At 61.3% G+C, this 24,970-nt stretch carries 27 protein-coding genes and 1 tRNA gene; 5 read left to right on the plus strand and 23 right to left on the minus strand.

Annotated features, from left to right (window positions below; all coding sequences use genetic code 11):
* Positions 1-27: 27 nt before the first annotated feature.
* Genes hisIE through ACVWWJ_RS16570 form a run of 9 tightly spaced genes read right to left on the minus strand, consistent with a single transcriptional unit; the run spans position 28 to position 7,369 of the window.
* Positions 28-636, minus strand: a complete 609-nt coding sequence (hisIE, locus tag ACVWWJ_RS16530; protein ID WP_456968740.1) for a bifunctional phosphoribosyl-AMP cyclohydrolase/phosphoribosyl-ATP diphosphatase HisIE — start codon at positions 634-636, stop codon at positions 28-30.
* Complete coding sequence (gene hisF, locus ACVWWJ_RS16535) at positions 633-1,403, minus strand: imidazole glycerol phosphate synthase subunit HisF (protein ID WP_159897145.1); 771 nt, start codon at positions 1,401-1,403, stop codon at positions 633-635. Before hisF ends, hisIE begins: the two co-directional genes overlap by 4 nt.
* On the minus strand, positions 1,397-2,149 hold the full coding sequence (gene hisA, locus ACVWWJ_RS16540; RefSeq protein WP_456968741.1) for a 1-(5-phosphoribosyl)-5-[(5-phosphoribosylamino)methylideneamino]imidazole-4-carboxamide isomerase: 753 nt from the start codon (positions 2,147-2,149) through the stop codon (positions 1,397-1,399). The genes hisF and hisA overlap by 7 nt, the downstream gene beginning before the upstream one ends.
* Positions 2,146-2,736 carry an imidazole glycerol phosphate synthase subunit HisH gene (hisH, locus tag ACVWWJ_RS16545; RefSeq protein ID WP_456968742.1) on the minus strand — a complete coding sequence of 197 codons (591 nt, stop codon included), beginning with the start codon at positions 2,734-2,736 and terminating at the stop codon, positions 2,146-2,148. Before hisH ends, hisA begins: the two co-directional genes overlap by 4 nt.
* The gene (gene hisB / locus ACVWWJ_RS16550) at positions 2,736-3,800 is read right to left on the minus strand and encodes a bifunctional histidinol-phosphatase/imidazoleglycerol-phosphate dehydratase HisB (protein WP_456968743.1); all 1,065 of its coding nucleotides are present in this window, start codon (positions 3,798-3,800) and stop codon (positions 2,736-2,738) included. Before hisB ends, hisH begins: the two co-directional genes overlap by 1 nt.
* Positions 3,797-4,861 carry a histidinol-phosphate transaminase gene (gene hisC, locus ACVWWJ_RS16555; protein WP_456968744.1) on the minus strand — a complete coding sequence of 355 codons (1,065 nt, stop codon included), beginning with the start codon at positions 4,859-4,861 and terminating at the stop codon, positions 3,797-3,799. The genes hisB and hisC overlap by 4 nt, the downstream gene beginning before the upstream one ends.
* Entirely contained in the window at positions 4,858-6,165 is a 1,308-nt protein-coding gene (hisD, locus tag ACVWWJ_RS16560; RefSeq protein ID WP_456968745.1) for a histidinol dehydrogenase, read from the minus strand. Before hisD ends, hisC begins: the two co-directional genes overlap by 4 nt.
* On the minus strand, positions 6,162-7,055 hold the full coding sequence (gene hisG / locus ACVWWJ_RS16565) for an ATP phosphoribosyltransferase (RefSeq protein WP_159896718.1): 894 nt from the start codon (positions 7,053-7,055) through the stop codon (positions 6,162-6,164). Before hisG ends, hisD begins: the two co-directional genes overlap by 4 nt.
* Positions 7,052-7,369: a YerC/YecD family TrpR-related protein gene (locus tag ACVWWJ_RS16570; protein ID WP_159896716.1), complete on the minus strand. Its 318-nt coding sequence runs from the start codon at positions 7,367-7,369 to the stop codon at positions 7,052-7,054. Before ACVWWJ_RS16570 ends, hisG begins: the two co-directional genes overlap by 4 nt.
* Before the next feature lie 148 nt (positions 7,370-7,517).
* On the opposite strand from ACVWWJ_RS16570, the gene ACVWWJ_RS16575 reads away from it, so the two are divergent.
* On the plus strand, positions 7,518-8,216 hold the full coding sequence (locus ACVWWJ_RS16575; RefSeq protein WP_456968746.1) for a response regulator: 699 nt from the start codon (positions 7,518-7,520) through the stop codon (positions 8,214-8,216).
* Between the two features lie 7 nt (positions 8,217-8,223).
* On the opposite strand, the gene ACVWWJ_RS16580 is transcribed toward ACVWWJ_RS16575, so the two are convergent.
* A complete protein-coding gene (locus ACVWWJ_RS16580; RefSeq protein WP_456968747.1) occupies positions 8,224-10,113 on the minus strand; it encodes an HAL/PAL/TAL family ammonia-lyase in 1,890 nt (629 codons plus the stop codon).
* Between the two features lie 42 nt (positions 10,114-10,155).
* Positions 10,156-11,541: a histidine--tRNA ligase gene (hisS, locus tag ACVWWJ_RS16585; protein WP_159896710.1), complete on the minus strand. Its 1,386-nt coding sequence runs from the start codon at positions 11,539-11,541 to the stop codon at positions 10,156-10,158.
* 169 nt (positions 11,542-11,710) lie between these two features.
* Here hisS and ACVWWJ_RS16590 point away from each other — a divergent pair.
* Positions 11,711-11,787 (plus strand) — tRNA-Pro (locus ACVWWJ_RS16590).
* Between the two features lie 103 nt (positions 11,788-11,890).
* Here the strand turns inward: ACVWWJ_RS16590 and ACVWWJ_RS16595 are convergent.
* The 5 genes from ACVWWJ_RS16595 to ACVWWJ_RS16615 form a co-directional block, all read right to left on the minus strand.
* Positions 11,891-12,343, minus strand: coding sequence for a hypothetical protein (locus tag ACVWWJ_RS16595; protein ID WP_456968748.1), 453 nt, complete (start codon positions 12,341-12,343; stop codon positions 11,891-11,893).
* A 53-nt stretch (positions 12,344-12,396) separates the two neighbouring features.
* Positions 12,397-13,305, minus strand: a complete 909-nt coding sequence (locus tag ACVWWJ_RS16600) for a hypothetical protein (protein ID WP_456968749.1) — start codon at positions 13,303-13,305, stop codon at positions 12,397-12,399.
* 381 nt (positions 13,306-13,686) lie between these two features.
* Positions 13,687-14,277: a Swt1 family HEPN domain-containing protein gene (locus ACVWWJ_RS16605; RefSeq protein WP_456968750.1), complete on the minus strand. Its 591-nt coding sequence runs from the start codon at positions 14,275-14,277 to the stop codon at positions 13,687-13,689.
* Positions 14,274-14,957, minus strand: a complete 684-nt coding sequence (locus ACVWWJ_RS16610) for a DUF5343 domain-containing protein (RefSeq protein ID WP_456968751.1) — start codon at positions 14,955-14,957, stop codon at positions 14,274-14,276. The genes ACVWWJ_RS16605 and ACVWWJ_RS16610 overlap by 4 nt, the downstream gene beginning before the upstream one ends.
* Positions 14,958-15,051: 94 nt before the next feature.
* Positions 15,052-15,369 (minus strand): helix-turn-helix transcriptional regulator, encoded by a 318-nt coding sequence (locus tag ACVWWJ_RS16615; protein ID WP_456968752.1) that lies wholly within the window; start codon positions 15,367-15,369, stop codon positions 15,052-15,054.
* Positions 15,370-15,510: 141 nt separating this feature from the next.
* Here ACVWWJ_RS16615 and ACVWWJ_RS16620 point away from each other — a divergent pair, with 141 nt between their 5' ends.
* Positions 15,511-15,855, plus strand: coding sequence for a hypothetical protein (locus ACVWWJ_RS16620; RefSeq protein WP_456968753.1), 345 nt, complete (start codon positions 15,511-15,513; stop codon positions 15,853-15,855).
* A gap of 9 nt (positions 15,856-15,864) precedes the next feature.
* Positions 15,865-16,410, plus strand: coding sequence for a hypothetical protein (locus tag ACVWWJ_RS16625; protein ID WP_456968754.1), 546 nt, complete (start codon positions 15,865-15,867; stop codon positions 16,408-16,410).
* Positions 16,411-16,437: 27 nt separating this feature from the next.
* On the opposite strand, the gene ACVWWJ_RS16630 is transcribed toward ACVWWJ_RS16625, so the two are convergent.
* The gene (locus tag ACVWWJ_RS16630; protein WP_456968755.1) at positions 16,438-17,958 is read right to left on the minus strand and encodes a site-specific integrase; all 1,521 of its coding nucleotides are present in this window, start codon (positions 17,956-17,958) and stop codon (positions 16,438-16,440) included.
* A 623-nt stretch (positions 17,959-18,581) separates the two neighbouring features.
* On the opposite strand from ACVWWJ_RS16630, the gene ACVWWJ_RS16635 reads away from it, so the two are divergent.
* On the plus strand, positions 18,582-19,373 hold the full coding sequence (locus ACVWWJ_RS16635) for a hypothetical protein (RefSeq protein WP_456968756.1): 792 nt from the start codon (positions 18,582-18,584) through the stop codon (positions 19,371-19,373).
* Here the strand turns inward: ACVWWJ_RS16635 and pycC are convergent.
* The 6 genes from pycC to ACVWWJ_RS16665 form a co-directional block, all read right to left on the minus strand.
* Positions 19,370-20,065 carry a Pycsar phage resistance system uridylate cyclase PycC gene (gene pycC, locus ACVWWJ_RS16640; RefSeq protein ID WP_456968757.1) on the minus strand — a complete coding sequence of 232 codons (696 nt, stop codon included), beginning with the start codon at positions 20,063-20,065 and terminating at the stop codon, positions 19,370-19,372. The two genes, ACVWWJ_RS16635 and pycC, sit on opposite strands and share 4 nt — an antisense overlap.
* A gap of 9 nt (positions 20,066-20,074) precedes the next feature.
* Positions 20,075-21,019 (minus strand): TIR domain-containing protein, encoded by a 945-nt coding sequence (locus tag ACVWWJ_RS16645; RefSeq protein WP_456968758.1) that lies wholly within the window; start codon positions 21,017-21,019, stop codon positions 20,075-20,077.
* A gap of 58 nt (positions 21,020-21,077) precedes the next feature.
* On the minus strand, positions 21,078-21,767 hold the full coding sequence (locus ACVWWJ_RS16650; RefSeq protein ID WP_456968759.1) for a hypothetical protein: 690 nt from the start codon (positions 21,765-21,767) through the stop codon (positions 21,078-21,080).
* Positions 21,764-22,300 carry a hypothetical protein gene (locus ACVWWJ_RS16655; protein ID WP_456968760.1) on the minus strand — a complete coding sequence of 179 codons (537 nt, stop codon included), beginning with the start codon at positions 22,298-22,300 and terminating at the stop codon, positions 21,764-21,766. Before ACVWWJ_RS16655 ends, ACVWWJ_RS16650 begins: the two co-directional genes overlap by 4 nt.
* 600 nt (positions 22,301-22,900) lie before the next feature.
* On the minus strand, positions 22,901-24,103 hold the full coding sequence (locus ACVWWJ_RS16660) for a hypothetical protein (protein ID WP_456968761.1): 1,203 nt from the start codon (positions 24,101-24,103) through the stop codon (positions 22,901-22,903).
* A 43-nt stretch (positions 24,104-24,146) separates the two neighbouring features.
* Positions 24,147-24,923: a hypothetical protein gene (locus ACVWWJ_RS16665; protein ID WP_456968762.1), complete on the minus strand. Its 777-nt coding sequence runs from the start codon at positions 24,921-24,923 to the stop codon at positions 24,147-24,149.
* Positions 24,924-24,970: the final 47 nt, after the last annotated feature.

Below are 24,970 nucleotides of genomic sequence, written 5' to 3' on the forward strand. Positions count from 1 at the left end.
TTCCACATTTTCCTGTTCCACATTCCCCTATTTGCCCGCGTGGCGGGCAGATAGCTTTGCCGCAACGGCATCGAATCCGATGCCGCGCGCACGCAACACCACCATCAGATGAAAGACCAGATCGGCCGCTTCGCCGATCAGTGCTTCGTCGTCTTCGGCGACCGCGGCCAGTGCCGTCTCGACGCCCTCCTCCCCGACTTTCTGCGCCATACGGCGAATGCCGCCTTCGAACAGCTTCGTCGTGTAGCTGCCGTCCGGCCGTTCGGCATGCCGTGACGCCACCAACGCGTCCAGCTCGGCGAGAAAACCCAAGGAAGGCTTCGCATCGTTGCCGAAGCAACTCGACGTGCCGTTATGGCAGGTCGGCCCGGCGGGAATCGCACGAACCAGGAAGGTATCCGCATCGCAGTCCAGGCGGATGTCGACGAGCGCCAATGAGTCGCCCGATGTTTCCCCCTTCGTCCATAAACGCTGCTTGCTACGGCTGAAAAACGTGACCAGGCCACTTTCGCGCGTCCTGGCCAGCGCGGCTTCGTCCATATACCCAAGCATCAGCACCTCGCCGGACTGCGCGTGTTGGACGATCGCCGGCAACAAGCCATCGCCCTTGGCGAAATCGGGAGTCGTGTCGTTCATAGCCGTACCTCGATACCGTGCGTGCGCAGCTCGCGCTTCAGCGCGGGAATGCCTATGTCGCCCGAGTGAAAAACGCTCGCGGCAAGCGCAGCGTCGACATCGGCTTCCTTGAATACTTCAGCGAAATGCATGGCTGTACCCGCGCCACCGGAGGCCACCAGGGGCACGCGACTGATCTCACGTGCGGCCTTGAGTTGCTCGATGTCGTAGCCGCGACGAACGCCGTCCGTGCCCATGCAGTTGAGTACGATCTCACCGGCTCCCAGCGTCTGCACTTCAGCGATCCACTCCAGGGTGCCTTTGCGCAAGGCTTTCGTCCGGGAAGGGTCACCGGTGTACTGGCGCACGCGCCACTCGCCGTCGTCGTCACGCAGGCTGTCGATGCCGACCACCACGCACTGCACGCCGAAGGCCTCGGCGATCTCGCTGATGAGCGCCGGCCTCTCGAGGGCTGGCGAGTTGATCGATATCTTGTCGGCACCCGCATGCAGTACCTCGCGCGCATCGTCCACGCTGCGGATGCCGCCGGCGACACAAAACGGAATATCGATTTCGCGCGCGACGCGCTCCACCCAGTCACGGTCGACACGGCGGCCCTCGGGACTGGCGGTGATGTCGTAAAACACCAGCTCGTCGGCACCCTCGTCGCGATAGCGCAACGCGAGCTCGACGATTTCGCCCACCACGACATGGTCGCGAAAACGGACACCTTTGACGACCTGCCCGTCGCGCACGTCGAGGCAAGGAACAATACGGCGACTCAGCATGTCGCGTTCGCCCGTGCTGCGGTGGCGATGGCTTCGGGCAAGGCAAAGGCCCCCTCGAGCAGGGACCGCCCGAGGATGATGCCGGCCACGCCCTGCAGGGCGAGATCGGTGACGTCCGTGAGTGCCTTCACGCCCCCCGAGGCCTGCACATCCAGACCGGGAGCGAGTTCGGCCAGATGCCGGTAGAGCGCCAGGTTCGGTCCACTCATGGTGCCGTCGCGATCGATATCGGTGCACAGCAGATGGCGCGCTCCCGCGGCCTCGTACCAGGGCACGAGATCGTCGAGCGTATGCACTTCGTCGGCCGTCCAGCCGGCGCTCGGCAGCTTCCAAAGGCCATCGCGAAAGCGCGTATCGAGCGCCAGCACGATGCGCTCCGAACCGTAGCGACCGATCCACGCCGCCACCGCCTCCGGGTCGCGAATGGCCACGCTACCGACGACGACGCGCTCGACGCCGGCATCGAGCAGGCGGCGCACGCCTTCTTCGTCGCGGATGCCACCGCCCGCCTGCACGCGGAGGCGACCACTGGACGCGATACCGGCAATGGTCGAGAGGTTTTCGAAGTGGCCCGATCGCGCGCCGTCGAGATCGACGACGTGCAGCCAGGTCGCGCCCTCATCCGCATAACGCGCGGCGAGTGCTTCAGGCTCGAAGGCAAAGGTGGTCTGTTGCGCGTAATCGCCCTTGAACAAGCGAACGACCTTGCCTTCGCGCAGATCGATGGCGGGAATGGGTAGCGTCATAGAGAAAGGAAATTCCGCAGGAGCTGGGCGCCCACACCGGCGGAACGCTCGGGGTGGAACTGCATGCCCATGAAGTTACCGGAGGCGACCACGGCCGAGAAAGGTACGCCGTGCTCGCTCGCGGCCAGCGTGTACTCGCCGGTGGGCACGGCGAAGCTGTGCACGAAGTACGCCGCATCTCCTTCGCGCAGGCCGGAGGTAAGGCAGTGCGGTGTGGTGACGTTGAGCGTGTTCCAGCCCATGTGCGGCACGCGCAGGCCGGGCGCTTCGGCGAAGCGCTTCACGCGCGCAGGGATGACACCGAGGCACTCCGTGTCGCTCTCTTCGGATCGCTCGCATAACAGCTGCATGCCCAGGCATACGCCGAGCACGGGCTGCGTCAGGCCACGCAGGACATCGACCAGACCCGCTTCGCGAAGCATCCGCATGCCCGGTGCAGCGGCACCGACGCCGGGAAGGATCACATGGCTGGCCGCGCGAATGCGCGTTGCATCCGAGGTCAGCTCGGCATCACGACCCAGGCGTTGCAAGGCGTAACGCACCGAGCCGATGTTAGTGCCGCCCGCATCGACGAGAACCACCGTCATCAGAGGGTGCCCTTGGTGCTCGGCAGCTCCGCGCCTTCGCGACGGATCGCCTGCCGCAACGTGCGGGCGACGACCTTGAAGCAGCCTTCGACCATGTGGTGCGCGTTGTCGCCATGCACGGTCAGGTGCAGGTTCGCGCCCAGGGTTTCACACAGCGAGCGGAAGAAGTGCGGGACCAGTTCGGTCGGCACGTCGCCGACACGGTCACGCGGGAAACTGCCTTCGAACACGAAATAAGGCCGACCGGAGAGGTCCAGCTCGGCGCGCGCCGCGCTCTCATCCATCGGCAGCGCGAAACCGTAGCGGCCGATGCCACGTTTATCCCCGAGCGCCTGTCGCAAGGCCTGACCCAGGGCCAGCGCGGAATCCTCGATGGTGTGGTGCTCGTCGATGTGGGTGTCGCCGTCACAGGTGAGGCTGAGCGCGAAGCCGCCATGCTTGCCGATCTGCTCGAGCATGTGGTCGAAGAAGCCAAGTCCCGTGTGCACGTTCGGCTCGGCCACACGATCAAGATCGACATTCACGCGGATCGAGGTTTCCTTCGTCTTGCGCAACACCTCGGCGGTCCGCGGCGCGTCGAGCAGTGCATGCGCGACGTCCGCCCAGCTCGCGCCCTCGACACCCACGCGGAAACCACGGACACCTAGATTCGCGGCAAAGGCAAGATCGGTTTCACGATCACCGATCATGGCCGACTGCGCGCGACTCCAGCCATCGTCCGCGAGCCAGTGGCGCGCGAGGCCGGTTGCCGGCTTGCGCGTATCCCGGTTCTCGTGCGGAAAACTGCGATCGATCAGTTGCTCGCGGAACGTGATGCCCTGGGAGCCGAGGATATTCAGCAGCAGGCTATGTGGCCCGTCGAACGAAGCCTGTGGAAACGAAGGCGTCCCGAGGCCATCCTGGTTGGTGACCATCACCAGCTCGTAGCCCGCCGCCACGCAGCGCTGCAAAGCGGCGATCACGCCGGGCATCAGCGCCAGCTTCTCGTAGCTGTCGATCTGCTGGTCGGCCGGCTCCTCGATCAGGCAACCGTCGCGATCGACGAAAAGGATTTTCCGGCTCATGCGGGCGCTCCGACGCGCAGCACCGCCAGCACGCGATCATTCTCGTTGCCGGTGCCGATGGTGATGCGCAGGGCGTCCTCCAGCCCGGCGTACTTCGACACATCGCGTACCACGACGCCAGCCGCGAGCAGTCGGCGGTACGTGCCCGCCGCGTCATCGAAGCGCACGGCGAGGAAGTTGGCGTGCGACGGCATCACTTCCTTCACCCCGGGCATCGCACGCAGGGCGACGACCATGCGCGCACGCTCGTTGAGGATCTCATGCAGATGGTGACGCTGCAGACGGCGACCTTCGTAAGAAAGCGCTCCCATGGCGGCATCCACGCACGGAGAAGGCAGCGGGTACGGTGGAATGATCCGGCGCAGCAGACCGATGACCTCGGCGCGCGCGATGCAGGCGCCGACACGGGCACCGGCCAGTGACCAGGCCTTCGAAAGCGTACGCAGCACGGCGACGTTATCGTAGGTATCGATGAGCGAGGCGGCGCTGGCGAGACCGCTGTACTCCGCATAGGCCTCGTCGATCACCAGCAGCGCGCGACCTTCAAGTGCCTTGGCCATACGCTCCAGGTCGTAGCGATCGACCAGGTTGCCGGTGGGGTTGTTCGGCGTGCAGACGAAGACGATTTTCGTGGCAGGGGTCACTGCTTCAATCAGGGCGTCGATGTCGAGCACACCCTCGCGGCTGAGCGGCGATTCGATGACGGCGGCGCCCTGGATGCGCGCACACACGGCGTACATGCCGAACGTGGGCGGCGAGATAAGCACGGCGTCTTCGCCCGCACGGCAGAAGGCGCGTACGAGCAGGTCGATCGATTCGTCGCTTCCGCGCGTTACGAGAAGGCGGTCGGGCGCGCTGCCATAGAGCTCGGCGAGTGTCGCGACCAGGCCGACGGGCTGCGGGTCGGGATAACGATTGAGCCCCTCCCCTCCCGGCACGTTCGGTGGTCGCGAGGATTCGTTGGCGTTGAGCAGCACGGTGCCACCCTGCGCTTCCATGCGGGCGCTGGAGTACGGCGCAAGCGCGCGGATATCGGGACGTGCGCGGTCGAGGATGCTCATGCGGCGGCGTCCATGGCAGCGAGGCGCAGGGTAACCGCGCGGCGGTGGGCTTCGAGTTGTTCGGCCTCGGCGAGAATCGCCGCACAGGGACCGATGTTGCGCAGGCCTTGTGCCGAGAGCTCCTGTACCGTCACCTGCTTCTGGAAACTGGCCACCGACACGCCGCTGTAGCTGCGCGCGTAACCGTAGGTAGGCAGCACGTGGTTGCTGCCACTGCAGTAGTCGCCCACCGATTCGGGCGTCCATTCGCCGAGGAACACCGAGCCTGCGGATTCCACGGCGTCGAGCAGAGCCCGCGGATCGGCCGTCTGGATGATCAGGTGCTCCGGAGCGTAGCGATTACTTACCTCGACCGCTTCGTCGAGGTCGGCGACGAGGATCAGCCGGCTTTCGCCCAGCGCGGCCGCCGCTACCTCGGCGCGAGGAAGTTCGCGACGCTGACGCTCCACTTCCGTGGCTACGGCATCGAGCTGCGTCACCGAGGGGCTGACCAGCAACACCTGGGAATCCGGGCCGTGCTCGGCTTGCGAAAGGAGGTCCGCCGCGATGAAGCGCGGATCCGCGTCGGCGTCGGCGATCACGAGAACTTCAGAGGGGCCCGCGGGCATGTCGATGGCGGCGCCGGCGGGATCACCCGCGACCTGCAGTTTCGCCTCGGTGACCCAGGCGTTGCCCGGGCCGAAGATCTTGTCACAGCGAGGCACCGACGAGGTGCCATACGCCATCGCGGCAATCGCCTGCGCGCCGCCGAGTTTGAATACGCGATGCACGCCGGTCGCTTTCGCGGCAAACAGCACCGCGTCGTCGCAGCGGCCATTGGCCTGCACCGGCGTGCACAGGACCACTTCGCGGCATCCCGCGATAGCTGCTGGAACACCGAGCATGATCGCGGTCGAGGGCAACGGCGCGCCGCCAGCGGGCACGTAAAGACCGACGCGTCCGATGGGTCGCAGGATGCGTTCGACGCGGACGCCGGGAGCGGTCTCGACGCTGACCGGCGTCAGCGCGGCGGCGCGATGAAAACGTTCGATGCGCGCGGCCGCTTCGAGCACGGCTGCCTTGAGTTTCAGCGGCAACCGGGCCTCGGCCGCCGCAAACTCGGCCTCGGTCACGGCCAACGCGTCGAGCGTGCTGCCGTCGTAGCGGGCCGTGAGCTCGACGAGTGCGACGTCGCCGCGGGCGCGCACGTCGGCGATGATGGCTTCCACGCCTTCGCGCAGCGTGCTTGCCCGGGACTGCATCGGTCGTGCGAGTGCCGCGTCGCGACCGGCCTCGTCGAGGCCCTTCCAGTCGATTCGTTTCATGCCAGCATCTTCTCCACCGGCAATACCAGCATGTCGCGGGCACCGGCGCGTTTCATGTCTTCGAGTTGGCGCCAGCTCACCGAGCCGGCGCACAGCGCCTGCAGCACGACCTGGTCGGGCGAGCCGTCCACAGGCGTGAGGGTGGGAATGGGCAGTCCCGGCAACAGGCGGGTGATCGCTGCAAGCGCATCGCGCGGCGCCTGCATGAGGATCAATCGCGAATCGCGCACCTGAATCACGCCGTCGAGGCGGCGCAGAAGCAATTCGGCGATCTCGCCGCGCTCGTCGAGCGGCAGTTCGCGACGGCCGGCCAGCACCGCTTCGCTCTCCACGACCACGACGGCTTCGCGCAACTGGTTCGCCACCAGCGTCGCCCCGCTGGAGACCAGGTCGCAGATCGCGTCGGCCGTGCCAAGGCGAGGCGCGATCTCCACCGAGCCGGCGAGCATCACCACCTTCGCGTCGACGCCGTTGCTCCTGAGCCATTCGCCGAGAAGGCCCGGATACGACGTGGCAATACGCTGACCGTGAAGCTGGGCCGGACCGTCGTAAGCGTCCTCCTGGGGCACGGCAATGGACAGGCGGCAGTGGCCGAAGCCGAGCGGCCGCAACTCATCCATGCCGCCGCCCGTATCCGGGTTGGACAGCTGAAACTCGCGCAGCACGTTGCGGCCGACGATGCCGAGGTCACAGACGCCTTCGGCGATGAGGCCCGGGATGTCGTCGTCGCGCACCAGCAGGAGGTCCACCGGTTCCCCCTCGCCGAAGCAGAAGAGTTTGTCCCGGCTCTGCCGGAACTTAAGGCCACAACGCGCAAGCAATTCCTGGGCAGGCTCGGTCAGCCGGCCGGACTTCTGCATGGCGATGCGCAGTCGATCACGCGGCTTCATACGACACCTGCGAGGTTGCGGCGCGCGGCGGCGGCCATGTAGCCACCACTGCCCTGGTTGAGGTAACGCGCCACGCGTCCGATGGTGGTGATGCTCACCGCCGTGCGTTCGTGGATCTCCCGGTAGGAGCGCCCTTCCAACAGATAAGGCACGACCCTCCATCGATCCACCATCACCTCGATTTCCGCCGGGGTGCAGAGGTCGTGCAGGAAGGCCCGCATCTCATCCACCCCTGAGAGCCCCAGGAGGGCCTCGCAGAGACTGGCTTCGGCCGAATTGGCAGGAGTTTCCGGATCGAGTGTGCGACGTTTCATAGTGTACTAACGCGTTAATACGATAACTCATCGTAACGCGGCAACTTCAGCGTGGCAAGCACCGACACGCGATTGCGCTTTTCTTCCATATACCCCGAATCGGCCGCTCGACAAGATGGCCGCATTTCCACCCTCGTGAGCCCTTTTCATGCCGAGTACCGTGATCATCGCGGACGATCACCCCGTCGTTGTCGCAGGCGTCGAGACCATCCTGAAGTCGCACCGCTATCGGGTAGTCGCGCGCGCCCACGATACAGAGGCCCTGTTCGACGCCCTCGCCGACCACCCCTGCGATGTCGTCGTGACCGATTTTTCCATGCCCGAAGGCAGCCAGCCCGATGGCATGCCGATGATTCGCCGCATCCGCGCCCTCCGCCCGGATACAGGCATCGTCGTGCTGACCATGCTGTCCAACCCGGCCATCCTCCGCACGCTCATTGACATGGGCGTCGCAGCCATCTTCGACAAACGGACGAGCCTGCGTGATATCCCCGTCGCCGTCCACGCCGCCGACATCGGCCGGTCGTACCTGAGTCCGGCGATCCGTCGGCTGTTCCACTCGGCAGAGTGTGTCGGTGGCGCGGACGAGCCCGCCACGCGGCTGTCGCCCCGTGAGGTGGAGGTCTTACGCGCCTACGCGCAGGGGTACGGGCTGGTGGAGATCGCCGCCTCGATGGGGCGTAGCCTGAAGACGATCAGCCGACAGAAGCGCTCGGCCATGGCCAAGCTGGGCCTCATCAACGACGCCCAGCTCTACCAGTATCTGGCCGGCATCCGGGCCGGCACGCTCGACGACTGGTCGCCGGCCATGGAGGCGGCGGCCAGTCTTCGTTTTTTCGCGCTCTAACGCTTGCTCAGGAAACGAGCCGCCCGGAGGCCACCAGTTCGCACACCAGCCGCACGTCGCCATCCATCGCACGGTCACGCTGCATGAAAGCGATGTGCTCGCGCAGGGTGGCCAGGGCGGTACGCACGGCGACACCACCGTGGAAATCTTCGGCACGCGCCAGCGCATCCATCAGCGCCCGCACTTCGGTCTCGAAACGGGCGTAGTGCGGCGAGTCGCTGCGCGGCGCACCGTTGATCTTGGCAGCCAGGGCTTCCCAGTCGCCACGGTGGGCCAGCGTACGCGCGGCATTGAGCATGTCCTGGCGGTATTCCAGGGCCTGTGCCGCGGTGTACAGCTCCATCGCCAGCACGTGGCCGAGGTCTTCGGTCATCTCGAGCACGTGGCGCGCCTCGTTGGCGCCCATGGACACGTGGTCCTCGGCGTTCGCACTGGTCGGCACCGAGTACACGGAAGCCGGATGCGCGCGCGTGGCGAGGTCGTTGACCAGGGCGGCAGCGGTGTACTGCACGATCATGAAGCCGGAGTCGGTCGCATCCTCGTTACCGATGAGGAACGCCGGCAGGCCGTCGTTGTTGGCCGGGTCCACCAGCTTCGCCGTGCGGCGCTCGGAGATCGAGGCGAGCACGGGAATCGCCGCCTTCACGTAACTCATCGCGAGTGCCAGCGGCATGCCATGGAAATGGCCTGCCGAGATCACCTGGTCTTCGATCACCTGGGCGTTCTCGGCATCCGGGAAGACCAACGGGTTGTCGGTGACGGCATTCAGCTCGATGTCGAAGACGCGGCAGGCCTGCTCCCACGCATCGCGAACGGCACCATGCACCTGCGGCGCGCAACGCAGGCAGTAAGCGTCCTGCGGCTGATGCTTCTTGCCACCCTTGAACGGGAGGAAGCGCGAGTAGAAGGCTTCCTTACCGTGGCGCTGGGTCGCAGGCACCCAGTCCCAGCTGATGTCGAAGCGGTAGGCCTGGTCGGAGGGCTCGGACCAGGAATCGGCCAGCCACGGCTTGAAGCGCGGAACCATGTGGTAAGCAATGTCCGCCAGCGTCGACCCTTCGAGGAGGCTGCTGATCTGCTTCGCGGTCTCGACCTGCCCCGGGTGCGGACGCAGGGCATGCACCTGCTCAGCGTAGGCGCCCTTACGGCCGGCGAAGGCATCCAGCGTCATCGCGGCAGCCAGATCGGCCGTGCGGATCAGCATGTCCATGGTATCCAGCGCGAGGACGCCCGTGGCGAGCATCTGCGTCGTGCCGTTGTTCAGGGCCAGGCCTTCCTTGAAGGACAGGCGCACCGGTTCGAGGCCGGCCTTGGCCAGCGCCTGTGCGCCGGGCATACGAACGCCTTGGTAGAAGGCTTCGCCGCCGCCAAGCAGCACGATGGCCAGGTGCGACAGCGGCGCGAGATCGCCACTGGCGCCGACCGAGCCCTTCTCCGGAATGACCGGGATGACGTTACGGTTGAGCAGTTCGGCCAGCGCGCGCAGGGTCTCCACGCGGATACCCGAATGACCCTTCATCAGCGTGTTCACGCGGATGGCGAGCATGGCCCGCACGACGTCCTCGCCGAACGGCTTACCGACGCAAACAGCGTGAGTGATGATCAGGTTGTGCTGCAGCTCTTCCAGCAGCGTGCCTTCGCGCGGTTCCGGATTGCCACCCGGCAGTTCGTCGCGCACGCGGTGCGCGCCGAGCAGCTTATCGGCATTGCTACCGAACCCGGTGGTCACGCCATAGATCGGCTCGCCCCCACCGACCTTCTCGGCGAGGAAGTCCGCCGCCCGCTTCACCTTGACGAGCTGCGCCTCGTCCAGACGAATGGAGGCGCCCTGACGCGCGATGACGGCGACCTGGCCGCGTGTGAGGCTACGCCCGTCGAGAAGGATGCTGCTGGTCATGGGGACTTTGGCCGTGCAAAAGGGAGGTGGGGATGGAGCGGCTCAGCGGCCGATGTCGGCCTGAGCGAGTTCGACACGAAGGGTCTTCACCAACTCGGTGCGGGCCACTTCGAACTGATCTTCACGACGCAGGTCTTTCACCGTGACGACGCCCTTGGCGATCTCGTCTTCGCCCAGCACGATGACAAAGCGGATGCCCGCGCGGTCGGCGTACTTGAACTGCTTGCCGAGCTTGCTGCCCTCAAGCACCACTTCGGTGGCGATGCCAGCGTTGCGCAGTTCGGTTGCGAGGGTCAGGTAGGCTGGCAACTGGGCCGCGTCCATCTGCGTAACGAGCACATCCACCGTGCTCTGCGCCGTCGAGATGAGGCCGGCGTCGCGCAGCTGCCAGTACAGACGCGTCAGGCCGATCGAAATGCCCACGCCCGGCAGGTGCGACTTGGTGTACTGGCCAGCAAGGTTCTCGTAGCGCCCACCGGAGCAAATCGAGCCGATGCCCGGATGGTCGTTGAGCGTCGTCTCGTAGACCGTACCCGTGTAGTAGTCGAGGCCACGAGCAATGGAAAGATTCAGGGCAAAATGCGTCTCCGGTACGTCGAAGTCGCGAATCATCGCCAGCACTTCCTTCAGCTCGGCGCGACCCTGCTCGAAGGTTTCCGAGCCGGAGCCCAGGGCGTCGAGCTTCGCGAAGGCGTCGGCGACGGAGGTCGAACGCACCTGGACGAAGGCGAGGATCTTGTCCGCGACATCCGCCGACAGGCCGAAGGCCTCACCGGTGAGCGTCTCGCGCACGTAGTCGGCGCCGCGCTTGTCGAGCTTGTCCACTTCACGCAACACCAGCATCTGCTGCTCGGCATCACTCACACCCAGGTTCTCGAAATAGCCGCGCATGAGCTTGCGGTTATTGAGCTGGATGGTAAACGCGCCGATGTTGAGCTCGCGGAACACGCTGTAGATAACGGCCGGAATCTCGGCGTCATAACGCACCGACAGCGAATCCTTGCCGATCACGTCGATGTCGCACTGGTAGAACTCGCGGAAGCGACCGCGCTGTGCGCGCTCACCGCGATACACGCGCTGCATCTGGTAGCGACGGAACGGGAAGCTGAGATCGTGCTCGTGTTCGGCCACGTAACGCGCCAACGGCACGGTAAGGTCGAAACGCAGGGCCAGCTCGGGAACGCCACCCTTCTCCGCCGCCGCGCCAAGGGCACCGGTCGACTGGACGAAATACACCTGACGCTCCGTTTCGCCGCCACTCTTGGTCAGCAGCACGTCGCTATGCTCGATCACCGGCGTTTCGATCGGCAGGAAGCCGAATCGCTCGTAGTTACGGCGAATCGTGTCCAGCATGCGCTGGAAGGCGATCTGGTCGAGCGGAAGGAGCTCGAGGACACCAGGCATGGTGCGGGCCGGGGTGAGTGCCATGCAATTCCTCTTGGGACAGGCTAGTCGGAGCCGCCACGCGGCAGCCGCATAGATTAGCAGATGGTCGCCGGCCGCCCCGCTCCGACGCCGTCTCGCGACGCAATTGTAAAAAAGATGCGACGACCTGTTGCGAATCGTTTGGGTCATGGCTAATATACGCGGCTCCCGTCGGGGTGTAGCTCAGCCTGGTAGAGCGCTACGTTCGGGACGTAGAAGTCGCAGGTTCGAATCCTGTCTCCCCGACCAAATATTCGAAGAAAACAGGCCTTGGAAACCGCACTAAGCGAGCTTCCAGGGCCTTTTTCTTTGGCGGGCCGAAGGACTCATCGCCCCTCATATCGGTTCCGCTTCATTGAGGATCTGGCGGAAAGAAAATCGGCTTGATCTCGACCGCGAAAGGTTCGTGCATCACCCACGTCGGCTCGGCCACCGTCAGACTCGGCACCAGGAGCTCGTAAGGCACGTAAATGAACCGAGCGAAGCCCGGCGCTTCCAGTTGCACCCGAAGTGCGTCCTTCGCTGGCGAATTGTATCGATCGGGTACATTGACATCGGCAGCAAGCGCGACACCGATGACTCTTCCCTCCCCAACTGCTGAGATGAACGCACTGGCCAGCAGTTGGTAGATTTCCTGGCTTTTTGGCCTCTCGTTGCCGCTCCATCCTCCGACGGCGGCCACGTCGCCGTCAGGCGAAAGTGTCGCTCCAAACGGGAAGAATTCCCCGGAGTCCTTGAGCTTGGTGTGAGCGAAGTCCATGCAATAGGCAAGAAGCTCGTGTAGTTGATCTAGTGTTGCCGCCATGGAATTTACTTCTTCGACTGGATGGCCGTGCTCTCGATAGATCCGGACTACCGTCAGTTGGCCTGACGGCACTCTTTCAGGTGGATGCCCGACAGGTCTATATGGTCCACGGTGCCTTCGAGCTTGACGAAGTCGTGTCCTCGCAGCGTCGCGACTAGCGGATTCTGGTCGCGCGCCACCGCACAAATTACTGTGAACTGGCCGTTATTCATATCGTCATCTTGACGGACGCTAAGCAGGCCGCGGGTTTTCGTTACCAGCCACGCGACTTCGCCCATACCGTTGTACGGATTGATCGAGGACGTATAGACCTCGCCATCTATCCGGTACCTGCGGCCTGTGTACTTGACCACCAACGGCATGAACATCGCATCGCGATCACGCAGCTGGTCCGGACTGGTATGAGTACCCAGGAGCAGGTCTTTGAAGGACCCGGCATTCATCGCACGGGAAAGCTTCGTTGCTTCCTTGCCCACGCTTTCCGACAGATCGACGGCCGTGGTATCGGTGACGCGGCTCATGTCGGACTTGCTGCGGGCTCCGGCAGCGATAGCCTCCCCCTCCTTGCCCAATTTAAGCTTGTTGAGCATGCCGCACATGTACTGCTTCCCGGCCTCAACGTCCATCTTCTGGCCGCGAGCCAGCTTGGTGGCGAGGCCCACCACGCCGTCGGGGCGGGCCGTGAAGGTCACGACGAGCGGCGGATTGCTCGAATCCTGCAGTAGGTACACCTGGCCGGACTTGCCGTCCACCGTGTCGGCTCCGACGGTGAATTTCTCATCCATGCCGTACTGGCGGATCTGGCCAAGGGCGCTGTCGACGGAGAGACCCGGCATCGTGCGTTCGGCGAGGAAGGCAAGGCCGTTCCGGGGGTCGCCAATGGCTTTGAACGACTCTTCGCAGGTCGCTGCCAGAGTGTTGAACGAAGAGAACAACATTGCCACGCCCGCAGAAGCGATCAACGCGTTGCGACGGGTAAGAACTCGAACCATTTCCTATGCTCCATGTGATCCAGAACTGCGCACACCAGGCCGCGACATTGCCTGTCGACGGCGATCGTCATGAAGTCGATCAAGGGTGCCCCTGGCCGAAGGATACGAGGGGTATTCGGCTACGTGCAAGGATGGCGCGCACAAAAAAGCCCGCGTGAGCGGGCTATTTTGTAAGGCTGGCGGAGAGTGAGGGAGCCGGTACGATTCCCCTACAACCCGCCCCGCACAAAGCCCCGGTGGCGCGGACCGCCCGGCAAAAGTGTCCAAGGGGGTGGTCCAAGGGGCCAACGTAGCAAACGGCCAGGGGGTTGCCAACGTTTGAGTGCCCCCATCAGTCGCCCTGAGACGCCGTCAGCTCTTTGGCCCCTCTAGGACCCGAAACCAGTCGCGGATGGCTAGCTTCAGCCGGTCAACCTCGTCGTCGGCCAATACACCGCAGTGCGCAATGGTCCCGCGCAGCATATTTAGCCCGGAGAGGACACGACCGACCGCCGACTGATTGCTGAGCATTCCCGCGAAGTCGCTCCAATTCTCGCGGATGATGTCGCCGAGCTGGCCAAAGGTCGTGTAGTCAATGTTGTCGTCGGACCGTTGCGTTACCGCAGCCTGAGCCTCTCGCGCCTGATTCTTCTTCACTTCATCTAAGACGCCCTGGGGCACTCGCGTATCCCACCAAGTTTCGCCGTGTGCCGCTTCCATGGTTTCAATAATGAGGCGTCGGATATCGTTTTCGAGCAGATAGAACAGCTCGTAGTAACGCGCCATTTTCACGGCATTACGGCGGTTGGTCAGCTCGAACTGCCGAATGAAGGGTTCGAGATTATCGCCCCATGGCTCCAAGCCTCGGGCCTGGTCCGGATTAGCCGCGATGTTCTCCGCGTTTACGCCCGACTGAATCACCGCACATTTGAGAACGAATAATTCAACGGTGTGGTCGTTCATGTCAGAAGGTTGCCTTTGAGGCTGCGGAATATCGCGTTATAGACTTCAACGTTCGTGGTCTCGGGCAAAATAATGTTGATGTTGTAAGCCAACGCCAGATTCTTGAGCGGAGTTTCCACAAAACCGGACGTGCCCGATTGGTTTTCGCGAACCGGGGGTTCCGGGTCCTTGTCTTTGTCCGTCGGCGCCTGGTCTTCGCGGAATCCCTTTCCGTATTCTTGAAACACCTGAAAGGTGTTGGCGATATAACCCACGACAGGGTCGGTTTTGGGCAGCCCCGTGACCGCAACGACGATATCGGTTAAGGCGGCCCTGTCCGCACGGTGGGCATATTGATTTCGCCGGAAAATCTCGGCGAACCCCTTCTTGAGTCCCTGAATTGCTGCCCCTGCCCTGCCGGCCTCGGTCTGAAATTGCGAATACAGTTCGGTGGGAGCCCCCGACTGACTGAGGAATCCCATTGCTTTCAAAATAGGCGGAATCGGCCGGGCTGCACCACCGGTGGCGCCCATGACGGTAGCGAGAAAATCGGTATTGAATACGGAGGGCTTCTCCGAGGTCGGAATCTTCTCCATCACACGTTTCAAGACACCGTGGCTCGTCGTGTATGGAAAGCCCCCTGGAATCTTCCGGCGCGTCGCCTTCTCGGGTGTCGCCGCTGCCGCTGTTTCGTCAGACATGAATTCTTCTCCTTACGCGCTGGTCCGTGATGTCAAAGGTCGTGCTTGCGCAGAATTTCAAATGCTTGAGCGGCGGCAATGAACGTCCATCCGCCTAGTGTCCCTCCCCCTTTTCGCGTTGGCGGATGAGCGACGCAGCGGGCTTGTGGCCCGCATCTAGCCTCCGCTCAAGTTCCTCCACAAATGCTCGCCAATCCGCCCGATAAATCCGGACGAGGTCTCGAACCACGAGCAGTTCTAAACCCCGGTCGCCGGTCTCCAAGTCGCTGACGCTCGTTTGCGTCAAGCCGAGCGCTTCTGCCGCCTGGGCCTGGGTCATCCCTGCGGCGAGGCGCAGCTCACGCAAAAGACCTGTCAGCACCGCATGTTCGGGCCGATGGGTCGACGATGGTTTTGGTGTCCGCTTTGGCATGCGCTCACCGTAGTGACGCCCCTTAGTTATCCCCTATTCACTTGTTTATCCCTATTTGGGATACCGTACGCTTCAACGGCAACGGCCGCCGTCAATTCGGCCGAAAAGGGCCCCGTGCCCGCAAAAAAACAGGGAGTCACCATGTCCAACGTTGTGCGCGCCGTAGCCTTATCCATGTGCCTGGCGCTTGGCGCCTGTGCGACCACCACCGGCCGGCCCTTCGATGCCGCCCAGGTGCACACGTTCGTCGATGGCCAAACGACGCAAACCGACGTCCGCCAGAAGCTCGGCGAGCCCCAGACGACGCAGCGGAACCCTGGCGGCACCACCATCTGGCTTTATTCGAGCAGCAACAGCCCCGCGTCTTTCAGGGACTTTGTGCCCTTTGCTGGCGCGACGTCTAACTCGTCCATGCAGGCCCTGCACCTGACCTTTGACCAGCGAGGCGTCATGGCGAGCCACACCCTGACGACTTCGGCGAACTGAGGAGCCTTTATGTTTGGCTTCGTCATCTTTGTTGTGGCGGTCATTTGGACCCTTTCGGCGCGCAAACGCGTCCGCACCGTGCTTGCCTGGGCCGCAGGAGGAAGCGTGCTGGCGGGCCTACTTGGCTCGGTCGGCGTGCTTCCGTTTATGGGTGCCGCGACGGCGGCCGGGATAGGCGCGGCCTTCGGCTCGGTCATCGGGGCAACCAAGGCGTTCCGCCATATCCGCCCCCAAGCCCGGTCGCCCGCGTTTGAGGCCACCCATGGACACGACAACCTTGCTATCAACACCCATCGCGCCAAAATCTGGACCCGTGACGAACGCGGCAGGGAAGCGGTGTTGGAAGCCCACGAAGTCCGTGAATGGACCCATCTTTGGATCCCTGACCGAGGCTATAAAGCGAACAACCGGATTCAGCTGACGACCACCCGCGTCGACCAACCGGTCATCGTCGTCCCGTTCAACCGTCACTCCGCGACGGTGTGGGGCGCGCCGAAAAATGCGGCCGAGTGCGAAGAGTGGCACGCCCGGCTCGGGGCCTTCTTCAACCGCTGACCTGGGGTGCGGAGACCACTCCGCAACCTATTCAGCGGAGCCCGCCGGAACTGACTTTGGGAAACGTCCACGTCGGCGTCGGAACGCGTCACCACCGGCCACGGCCAATGCCTCTCTCTCGCGCTCGGCGGCGGCGTGGCGCAAATATCCATCGAATCGGCCGGACACGTAACGCACTAACGGAAGGTCTGGAAACGGGAGGCGGTTGAGAACATCTTGGCACTCCAAGACGGTGCCATCTGCCACATAGTGCCTTTGGTCGACGGCTGTGCCCGGCGAGTGCCCGTTGACCGCTTGGCGAATGCTTTCCGGGATGCCTGCGCGTTCCATCAGCGTCGTTAAATTATGGCGGAAACAGTGGAGCGTCTTTCGCGGGCTTTTAATTTGGCAAGCCTTCCGGAGATGGCAGTCATTAAACCACTGGCTCACGGTTCGTCCTGGGCCGCCCTCCTCCCAAATCAGACCGGGAAATAGCCACTCCGAACCGCTTTCTCGCACATCTTCGAGGTAGCGCTCAAAACCGAGGTCGCGCAGCACCTCCGGCACTGGAATGTCGCGGATGCTGTAGTTCGTTTTAACGCTTTGTCCGTCGCGATGGGCGCCGATGTTGAACACAAGCACCTCGCGCTCCACACCGTCTTCGTCTAAATACGGCTTATGGCACACGTCGTCCAAGTGCAGCTGCGCGATTTCGTTAACCCTCATGCCCGTTCGATGCGCGATGAGGGGGGCCCAGAATTTATGGGGCGCGTCGTGGGCCGCAAGAAACGTTGGGTCGAAGATCTTCCGAAGGTCAGCGACGCTGAATGTGTCCTTTTTCTTCAGGATTTTCCCGCGCTCATCGCGTTTGTAACGGGACAGCTTGATGTGTCGAAACGGATTCTCTGGCACCTCGCCTGCATCGACGGCCCAATTCATAAACGCATTGATGTGGGTCAGATGTTTGAACTGCGTGCCAGCGGAAATCGGCGGCAGTTTCTCGCGCTTTGCACGCTGCGCTACAACCGACACTGATAGTCCGTCCAGGTGTCTCAAGTTCTGTTTGCGTCGCGGCCAGGTTGCCAGCGCGTCTGCCACGGCGATGGCATCGTGAGGAGTGACCGCAGCCGGGGCACAGTCGCCAAGCAGGTCAATCACAAAATGCATGGCATAGGCGCGGTCGCGGCTGGAATCTGAGGCATGTTTTGTGCCCTGCCGCAGATTGCCCATGTGCAGTGCTAGCAGCTCGCTCATGCGCATGGTGCTAGTTGTCGAGGTGTCTGGCGTCGGTTTCTCAGGAGCACTCACCGCGGTTGACCCAGGAGCGACGGCGCGAGGCGCATCGACTGCTGACACTGGCGCAGGCATCACCATGACCGGACGCGCCTGACTTTCCGCGCCGCGTTCGTCGCGTGCTCGGTCCATCGCCCACATCTTTTCAAGCAGGGCTAAACCTAGCTTATGGCCCTCTTCGCAGTTGGGCGAGAACTCAAACACACCATCAGGCCCTGCATGCAGGTGATAGAGGGGCGCGCTTGTCGCAGCGAAAGATGAGAGAACAGCAGACATGGGAGGCGAATCAGCAACGAGAGCGATGTGATAACCGCCACACGAAATCCGTCAATCCTCGAATTCGTCACATTTCGCCAGTTAAATCGAACCAAATACACATTTTCGGCAAATTGTTAACGAGTTGACGGCCACGCTACTTGTGGGAAGGTGCGCAAATGACCCTCCAAACCATCCCCTCTATCGCGTTTCGAAATGGTCGAATTTTCGACTTCGACAGTGTCCGGAAGAATTCATAGGGTCTAAATGAGTTACTACAGAAACAGCAATAAGTATTTGCAGCAATTCAAAAAAATTTCCCGGATGCTATACCGCTACATCCCGGATACGGTCCGCGACTCGACAGGCGACAGGCCTAGCTCACCTCTCTTTCCCTCTGCCCCACGGCACGCCGATAGAGGCGCAATCGGCCCGCCTCTCATCGCGGCCAGTGCTCAAAGTAGATTTGCCGAAATTGCATATCTAAAGTTTCGATGCATTCATTACTTGTAATCTTGGCTTGGCTACGGCAGCCCCTGAGATGACCTTAGGGATAAATTGCCCCATCGAGGTCGGCGGCGGGCAACTGGATTCGGTTGCGCGCCGGGGACCCAACTTCGCTCCACAGTGGCGGTGCGCGCGACATGACAAATGGCAAATGTGGTTTGTGCGAGACCGACCATGTTCACCTGGTCAAATCCCACATCTATCCGCGCTGGTGCACCGAGGTTGTCCAGGGCGACGCGAGCATGATGTTCACCGTCTCGCCCCATGCCCATATCCGACCGGCCCCACTTCACGGTGGCGGCGAATACGACCGAATCGTGTGCGATGCCTGCGAGCAATCGTTTAAAGCGGCCGATGACTGCTTCCTGCTCCTGTATCGCCACCGCACCGAATGTAAGGACGTGCGCGACAGCAACGGGCGTTGGGGCATTACCTACACCGGGCTGGACCAGGCGTTGTTGCAACGGTTTTTCTTGACCTGCCTGTTCCGCGCACACCTGAGCCAACGCCCGGCCCACGGCAATGTCGACTTGGGGCCTTATCTGGCGCAGATGCGCACAGTGTTGCTACAACCGGCAACCGTCGTTCCCGACATGCCTGTGACCATCGTGCGCGAGTCCCATCAGTTCGGTCGAGCGATTCACCTGCCGCACCAGACTCGCTTCGATGGCGTTAGATTCTGGCGCCTGGCTTTGCCCTACTTCACGGGCATGGTGCGCATCGGCGGCCGGGTGCACGGCTACGCTCCGATGCTCAGATTAGCACTGGGGCTACACCATGAAGTGTGGATGCCGGACCTTCTGGATGCGCCCGCAGGCCTGCTCCGAACCCTGGCGCGCGCGAAGGCGCACCATGGCGAGGCCATTGACCGGCTGGTCGCAAAGGCAACGCCGAATAGGGAAAGACCTGACCACGCTCTACGCCCCTAGCTAATGCCCCATCGATAGCTAGAACGGTAGATGGTTTGGTTGTCGAAAGTATTCCATGTCACCGCTTCCCACATCGACTTTCCGTTTGAAAGTTTCGCCTCATTGGCGAGCTTGTCATAGACGCTCTTGGTGACGTAGGTATAGCTAGCGGGCAACGAAGTCAGTTTCGCAGCATAATTCGCTGCTCGACCGACCCAGACCAGGTCGTTCGTGCCACGCGCCCCCGTTTTGGCGACGAACAGTGTGCATGTGTCAATTCCAGTCACGTGTCTCAGCTGGAACTTACTATTCGGGCGCACCTGCTTCATCTTTGGCATGATGATCTCGTCGACTGCCCACTTTATCTGCAAAGCTGCCTTCGCAGCATTCGTATTTTTCGATTTTCCAACGAAGACAGCCATCACGCGATCGCCATCGTAAGCTGTGACTACGCCACCATGTGCGGCAATGATTCTGGCGCAGCAATAGAGATACGTTTTATAGATCTCTGCGGCGAACCAGTTCTTATACTCGTCCACCATCGCTGTGGACCCATCAAGGTCGGCGTAGAGCACCGTTCCCTCTATGGTGATAGCCGTGTTTTTCAACGTAAGTCGGCTATCCCCATGAGGTACTGCTGTGCCCTCAACCACCTCCCATGCTCCGTGAAAGACGTCGTGGCAAAAGTCGGTCAGCTCATCTTTGAGTCCCACACTGTTCTCCTACTCTTTGGGTCCGGCAGCCAAAATCAACTCACGAAGTCGGGCGCACGCTGGCGCAATCAAATGTTCCGCGTCTCTGCCCTTTTCGTAACGATAGGGGATGGTTGTCAAACCGGCGAGATCGCTTGGCAACTTCAGGTCAACGTCGCGCGGCTCCATCAGGAACGCCCTCCGACGCCCCAACCGACCCATGAACATCCCTAACTCGAAAACCACGTTATCGCGCACAGTAGGCCACTCGTCACTCCGTGTGATAACCACATCGTCCGAATGAGCAACAGCTATCGCAAAATCGGAACGTTCCAGCTCGTCATCCATCTCGTCTAACGTGTAATTTGAGGCTCGGAAAACACCATTTTTCCACGCCACCGCAAGAAACGGATCGTGCTCGAACTGCCTAATGAGCAAGTCAACCACTGGAATGGCTTCGGCCGAAGAAATAATGAAGACGCGAATACGTTCCCTTTGAGCCGTAACCAGGTGATTTCGCTCCGCCAGTCTCCGAGCTAGAGTTGCCGCAAGCCTCCGCCAAATGTCCGAAAACTTGTCAGCAATTGCCGAAAATGATTCTTCTGAAACCTTCAGCATGACGGACGTGTCTGAAGCCCTCACCGACGCAGCCCTGGGCTGAGAAGGTTCAAGCGCTGCCATCTCACCTACGATGTCGCCCGAGGCTCGGATCGCCACCCTTTTATTATTAACCGTGACTTCCACCTTTCCAGAGACAATAAAGAAGACCTCGGCGGTCTGGTCGCCTTGCTTAATGAAGATCTCGCCAGCAGGAACTTCTATAAGCGTTCCGACTGCTACAAGCTCCTTCGCAAGGTCAAAATTGTTGGCAACAAGCCGGTGCTCCGCTAGAGAGGCAATTAGTCGCCGCTCACCTTCGCTCCCCTGAAATCTTTGAATCATTGTCTTCTCGCGGTTGTCGTATTGTGTTGCCATAGCGCGATGTCCCGGAACCATTCATGTCACTGGTTGTAGGCCCATAAAATGGAATCTCTTACAGCCCTAATGGGTTCTCACGGCCCAAATCTGACGCAGCCACAGATAAGCCCTCTTTCTTGAACTGTTCCCTCAGTTCGGGTATGACGCAATCTTCACTGCGCGACGTCTTGAAGACGGCACGCCGAGAGTCGATATGCCGCTCAAAAACTTTGATAAGCTCTGCCACCTGCGGGTCATTGGCAACGCCGATTTTCCTGCGAATCTCTGCGGCAAAGCTTATCGCCCCTAGCCCGTAGAACGCGACACGCTCCGCATCGTATTCCCAAGCATCGTCCAAGTCCGCCCAATATCTCCAGGCGGCCATAATGAAGTCTTGGGAACGCCGAAATGTGCGCGGAAAGGTTTTGGCGCGCACCGCAATCTCTGCTGGCACTCTGTCCCATTCGATGCTCTCATCGAATTTGAAGTTGATTTCTTCCAGAGCTTCCAACGAACGCGAATCGTGCTCGGCCCGATATTTCGCAATTCCTTCGCTGATGCTCTCTAATATCTTCTCCGCTCGAAACGAGAATTCTTCGAGCTGAAGCGCGATGTCCAAATAGACTACGTGCCGCTTTTCGTCTTCTCGGAGGTCTTCTCGCCGATGGTCCCACTTCTTTAATGCCACGTTTGCAACGATATTTACGATAGCACTCAAGACTGCGCTCGTCGCAATGACCTGCCACCAAGTGATTTCCGGGCTCATGATTGCTCTCTTGCAACGTCGCGACTGGCGTTGGCGTCATCGAACGGACCCTCACCCAAGGTGGCAATCCAATGTGCGAGGGCACCGTTGTATCCACAACTTGGCTCGCCGAACTCCAGAGGGCCTCGGATACAAGTAGCTTGGAGCTGGGCGAACCCTTCGTCGTCCATCGGGAAGAAAGCTTCCCCAGGTCGCTCCAGATAGTAGTCGCCCAACTTGGCGTCGCATGCCTCACAATGATTCATCCAATAGGAACAACCGGCGGTTTGGCTGTGGTCGAGCCTGTAGCGATCTTGCGACAACTTGCCAATGACCGTCAGAACCTCTCTGGGAAGCGGGGCCGCCGTCGTGAGTGTGAGAACGGCGTCGTCGACCGCTGCAACGACAAGGTTCGGTTCGCCGCGCAGCGCAAAGGGTCCAGAGAGCAAGATTGTAAAGACTTTCGTTTTAGACTGGCACTGATAACAATCTGTCGTGGCGGCCAGCACCCAGGCCGTAGCCGCCGCAATGGCATTATCCGCAATCGCGTTCATGAACCCCCCGTTTTTGATATTAGGGCCGCGTGTTCCTAGTCGGCCACATGACTACCCTACCAACGAAATCGTCCAACGCAATACGGTCGCCGGATTTCTGCGAGCGCGGCCGTCTCAGCCGTTGGGTTGCATGCTGTATGTTGGAGGCGAACAGATGAGGCAAGCTCCCCTTTGCCGAGTCAGGTGCGGTTGGTTACGCCTCGCATTGCTTCCGCTGGCCGGCCGACGCGCCGCATCGGACTGCGAAGTAACACCTCAACTTGGGCGACTACTCTTCTCTGACATCGCGGCGCGAGGTCGAATCAACGGGTAATCATCAGGTCAAGCAGCGCTGCCTCGGGTCGCGCCTAATTTGGCCCTAACGTGCACACACCCCGTCACACGACACAGCGCCTGATAAGCGCAAAGTGGATATTCTGGAGCCCGGTCACTGCCGGTCTGGTAATTCATGAGTTCCAGAATCGTAATCAATATCGGCCGCAGCGGACCCAGTCACAGTCTCTGCCGAATCTGCCAACCCTGTCGCGGTCTTCTGCTGAACGAGCTACCACGACCATGGATACGCCAGCTAGCCGCCCGGCAGCACAGCGTCAAGAAGCACTAGCGCCCCGCTCCCCGTTGACCGTGGAAACCCCTGATGGCGTCAGGCAGGTCATGCAGCGAATTGACGCACACCGCTCGTCGGGCCGACGGAAGTCGCCCTATGACATCGCACGCAAATCGGTCCGTGCGAAAGATATCCACCTGAGGCGCAAAGAACGCGTGTAATGCATCGGCGAAATCGCTCGGCCTCGGCTTGCGCGCATTTTTCGCCGCTGTCGACCGAGAAACCACCTCAAACAAAAAGTGCCAGGTGGTCATCAACGAGGGCGTGTCCGCCTCGCTAAAGCGCAAGTCGTGACTCGCAGGCAACGTGCCCAGCATTTTTGTTGCCAGTCGCGCCGGAAATGTCGTCTGAAACGTTGCCCACTCTCTCGCGATGGCTGCGGATATTTGATGCCTCGCCTCGTCTGTGGGATGGGTTCCTAGTGCCTGCTCGGAAACAGTCACCATATCTGTCTGCACCTTAAGCATGGTGTCGTGAAACGGCTTCACCTGGTTGCGCAGCGCGCCGACCAGGCTCTCGCCCCGGTCCCAGTTGTCCAGTAGCCAGTCGGAGAAGCTCACGATGTCTCGTAAGCCATTTCTCACAGTTTCATGCACGCCAGACCAAGACCCGACTCCCTGGAAATACGCCACGATGCGAGGGTGGTCGGCCTTCAGAAACGGATAGGTCGCCATGAGTTCGCGTGCGCTCGCCTCAGCTTGGGCCTTTGGCGTGGGACCAAGTCCTCCCTTCGAGAAGGCGCGCTCAAGTTGCCGTCGCGCCCTTCGGTTTAACTGAAGGTTGGGAAGCTCCTTGGCCGCCGCTTTGATGCCTGGCCTAGATGGTTCCGGGAACGGCAGTTCGGGGAACCAGTCGCGAGGGGCCACCGGGCTCGGTCCGCCTTGGGAAGTAGCAACCATGCACCGCAGTTCAAACTCCATGGAATCTATAAACGAAGGAAGATTATTGGTGCCGCAGAGCATGGCGATGGCACGAATGCGTTCAAGACCGGGTTTAAACGCCGCGCGCTCCGTCGGGAGCGATTCGAAGACATGAATGTCGCTGAACACAAAGCGCGCGAGCCCGTGCTCCTTGAGTGACAAAAGCTCGTCCATGACCGCCCGGAATTTTTCATAGTCGCCGTGCGACGGAGAAAAGCGGGAAAAGTCCTGGCTATCCAGATAAACAATGGCCGGAGCTTCCGTGTCAATCATCATGTGTCATCCATCACGTTGAGTATTTCCTTCGATTGTCGCTTGCTCAGCCCTCCAAGAGCATCCCTGTCTCGGCACGTAGGGCCGCAATCAGACCCCCGCAACGCGGTTCGACGTGGTCCCTGAGAAATGCCTGCACTGTCGGCGCCACCCAGTCTTGCGACCCGTAGTCTGGCGTCATCCCCATTTCCATTGCGTCCATGTAGTCGGATGACATCATGTAATGGCCGCTCAGGCAAAAGCTGTAGGCCAGATGCAACACGATGATATCTAGGGTATCGACGCCCAGTTGCGCCACCCATTGTTCACGATTTTTGACGCGAACGCGCCCGTCGTTCAGCAGCAGGTGGCTCAGGAAATTGTGATGGGTATGGTCATTACATCGCTCACGGACAGCTTCGTAGTCGAGCTGACCCAAGCAGGGCCGCACTGGATTCAGCTCGTCTGCCCCATCAACATACTTGGTGATGTGTCCTGTTCTCGGAAGCGCTTTCGTTCCGGTAATCCACCCATCAATCTGTTCGACCAAGGGCTGACCCGCCTGGCCATTCCTTCCGAGGTAGAGATTAACGTAGGTGCCAATGAGGGCGGCGTCGTAGAGCTTTCGTGCCAGGGCATAGGCGTCGTTGACACTGCCCATCAATAACAACGCAGCCATGCCTCTAAGCGTCGACGCCATCGAAGACATCAGGTAGGTATCCAAGCTCAAGATGGAGCGCGTGCCCACGGGCACGAACGACATGACCCCATAACTCAGTCCATCGTAAAACTCGGCATAGCCGTTGAGTGCCGCCGCGACTGACTCGGTTGATTCGCTCGCCATATTTGCCTCCGTTCGTATGGTTGAAGCACACCTTTTATCGCACAGCT

The sequence above is a fragment of the Luteibacter sp. HA06 genome (assembly GCF_054061215.1).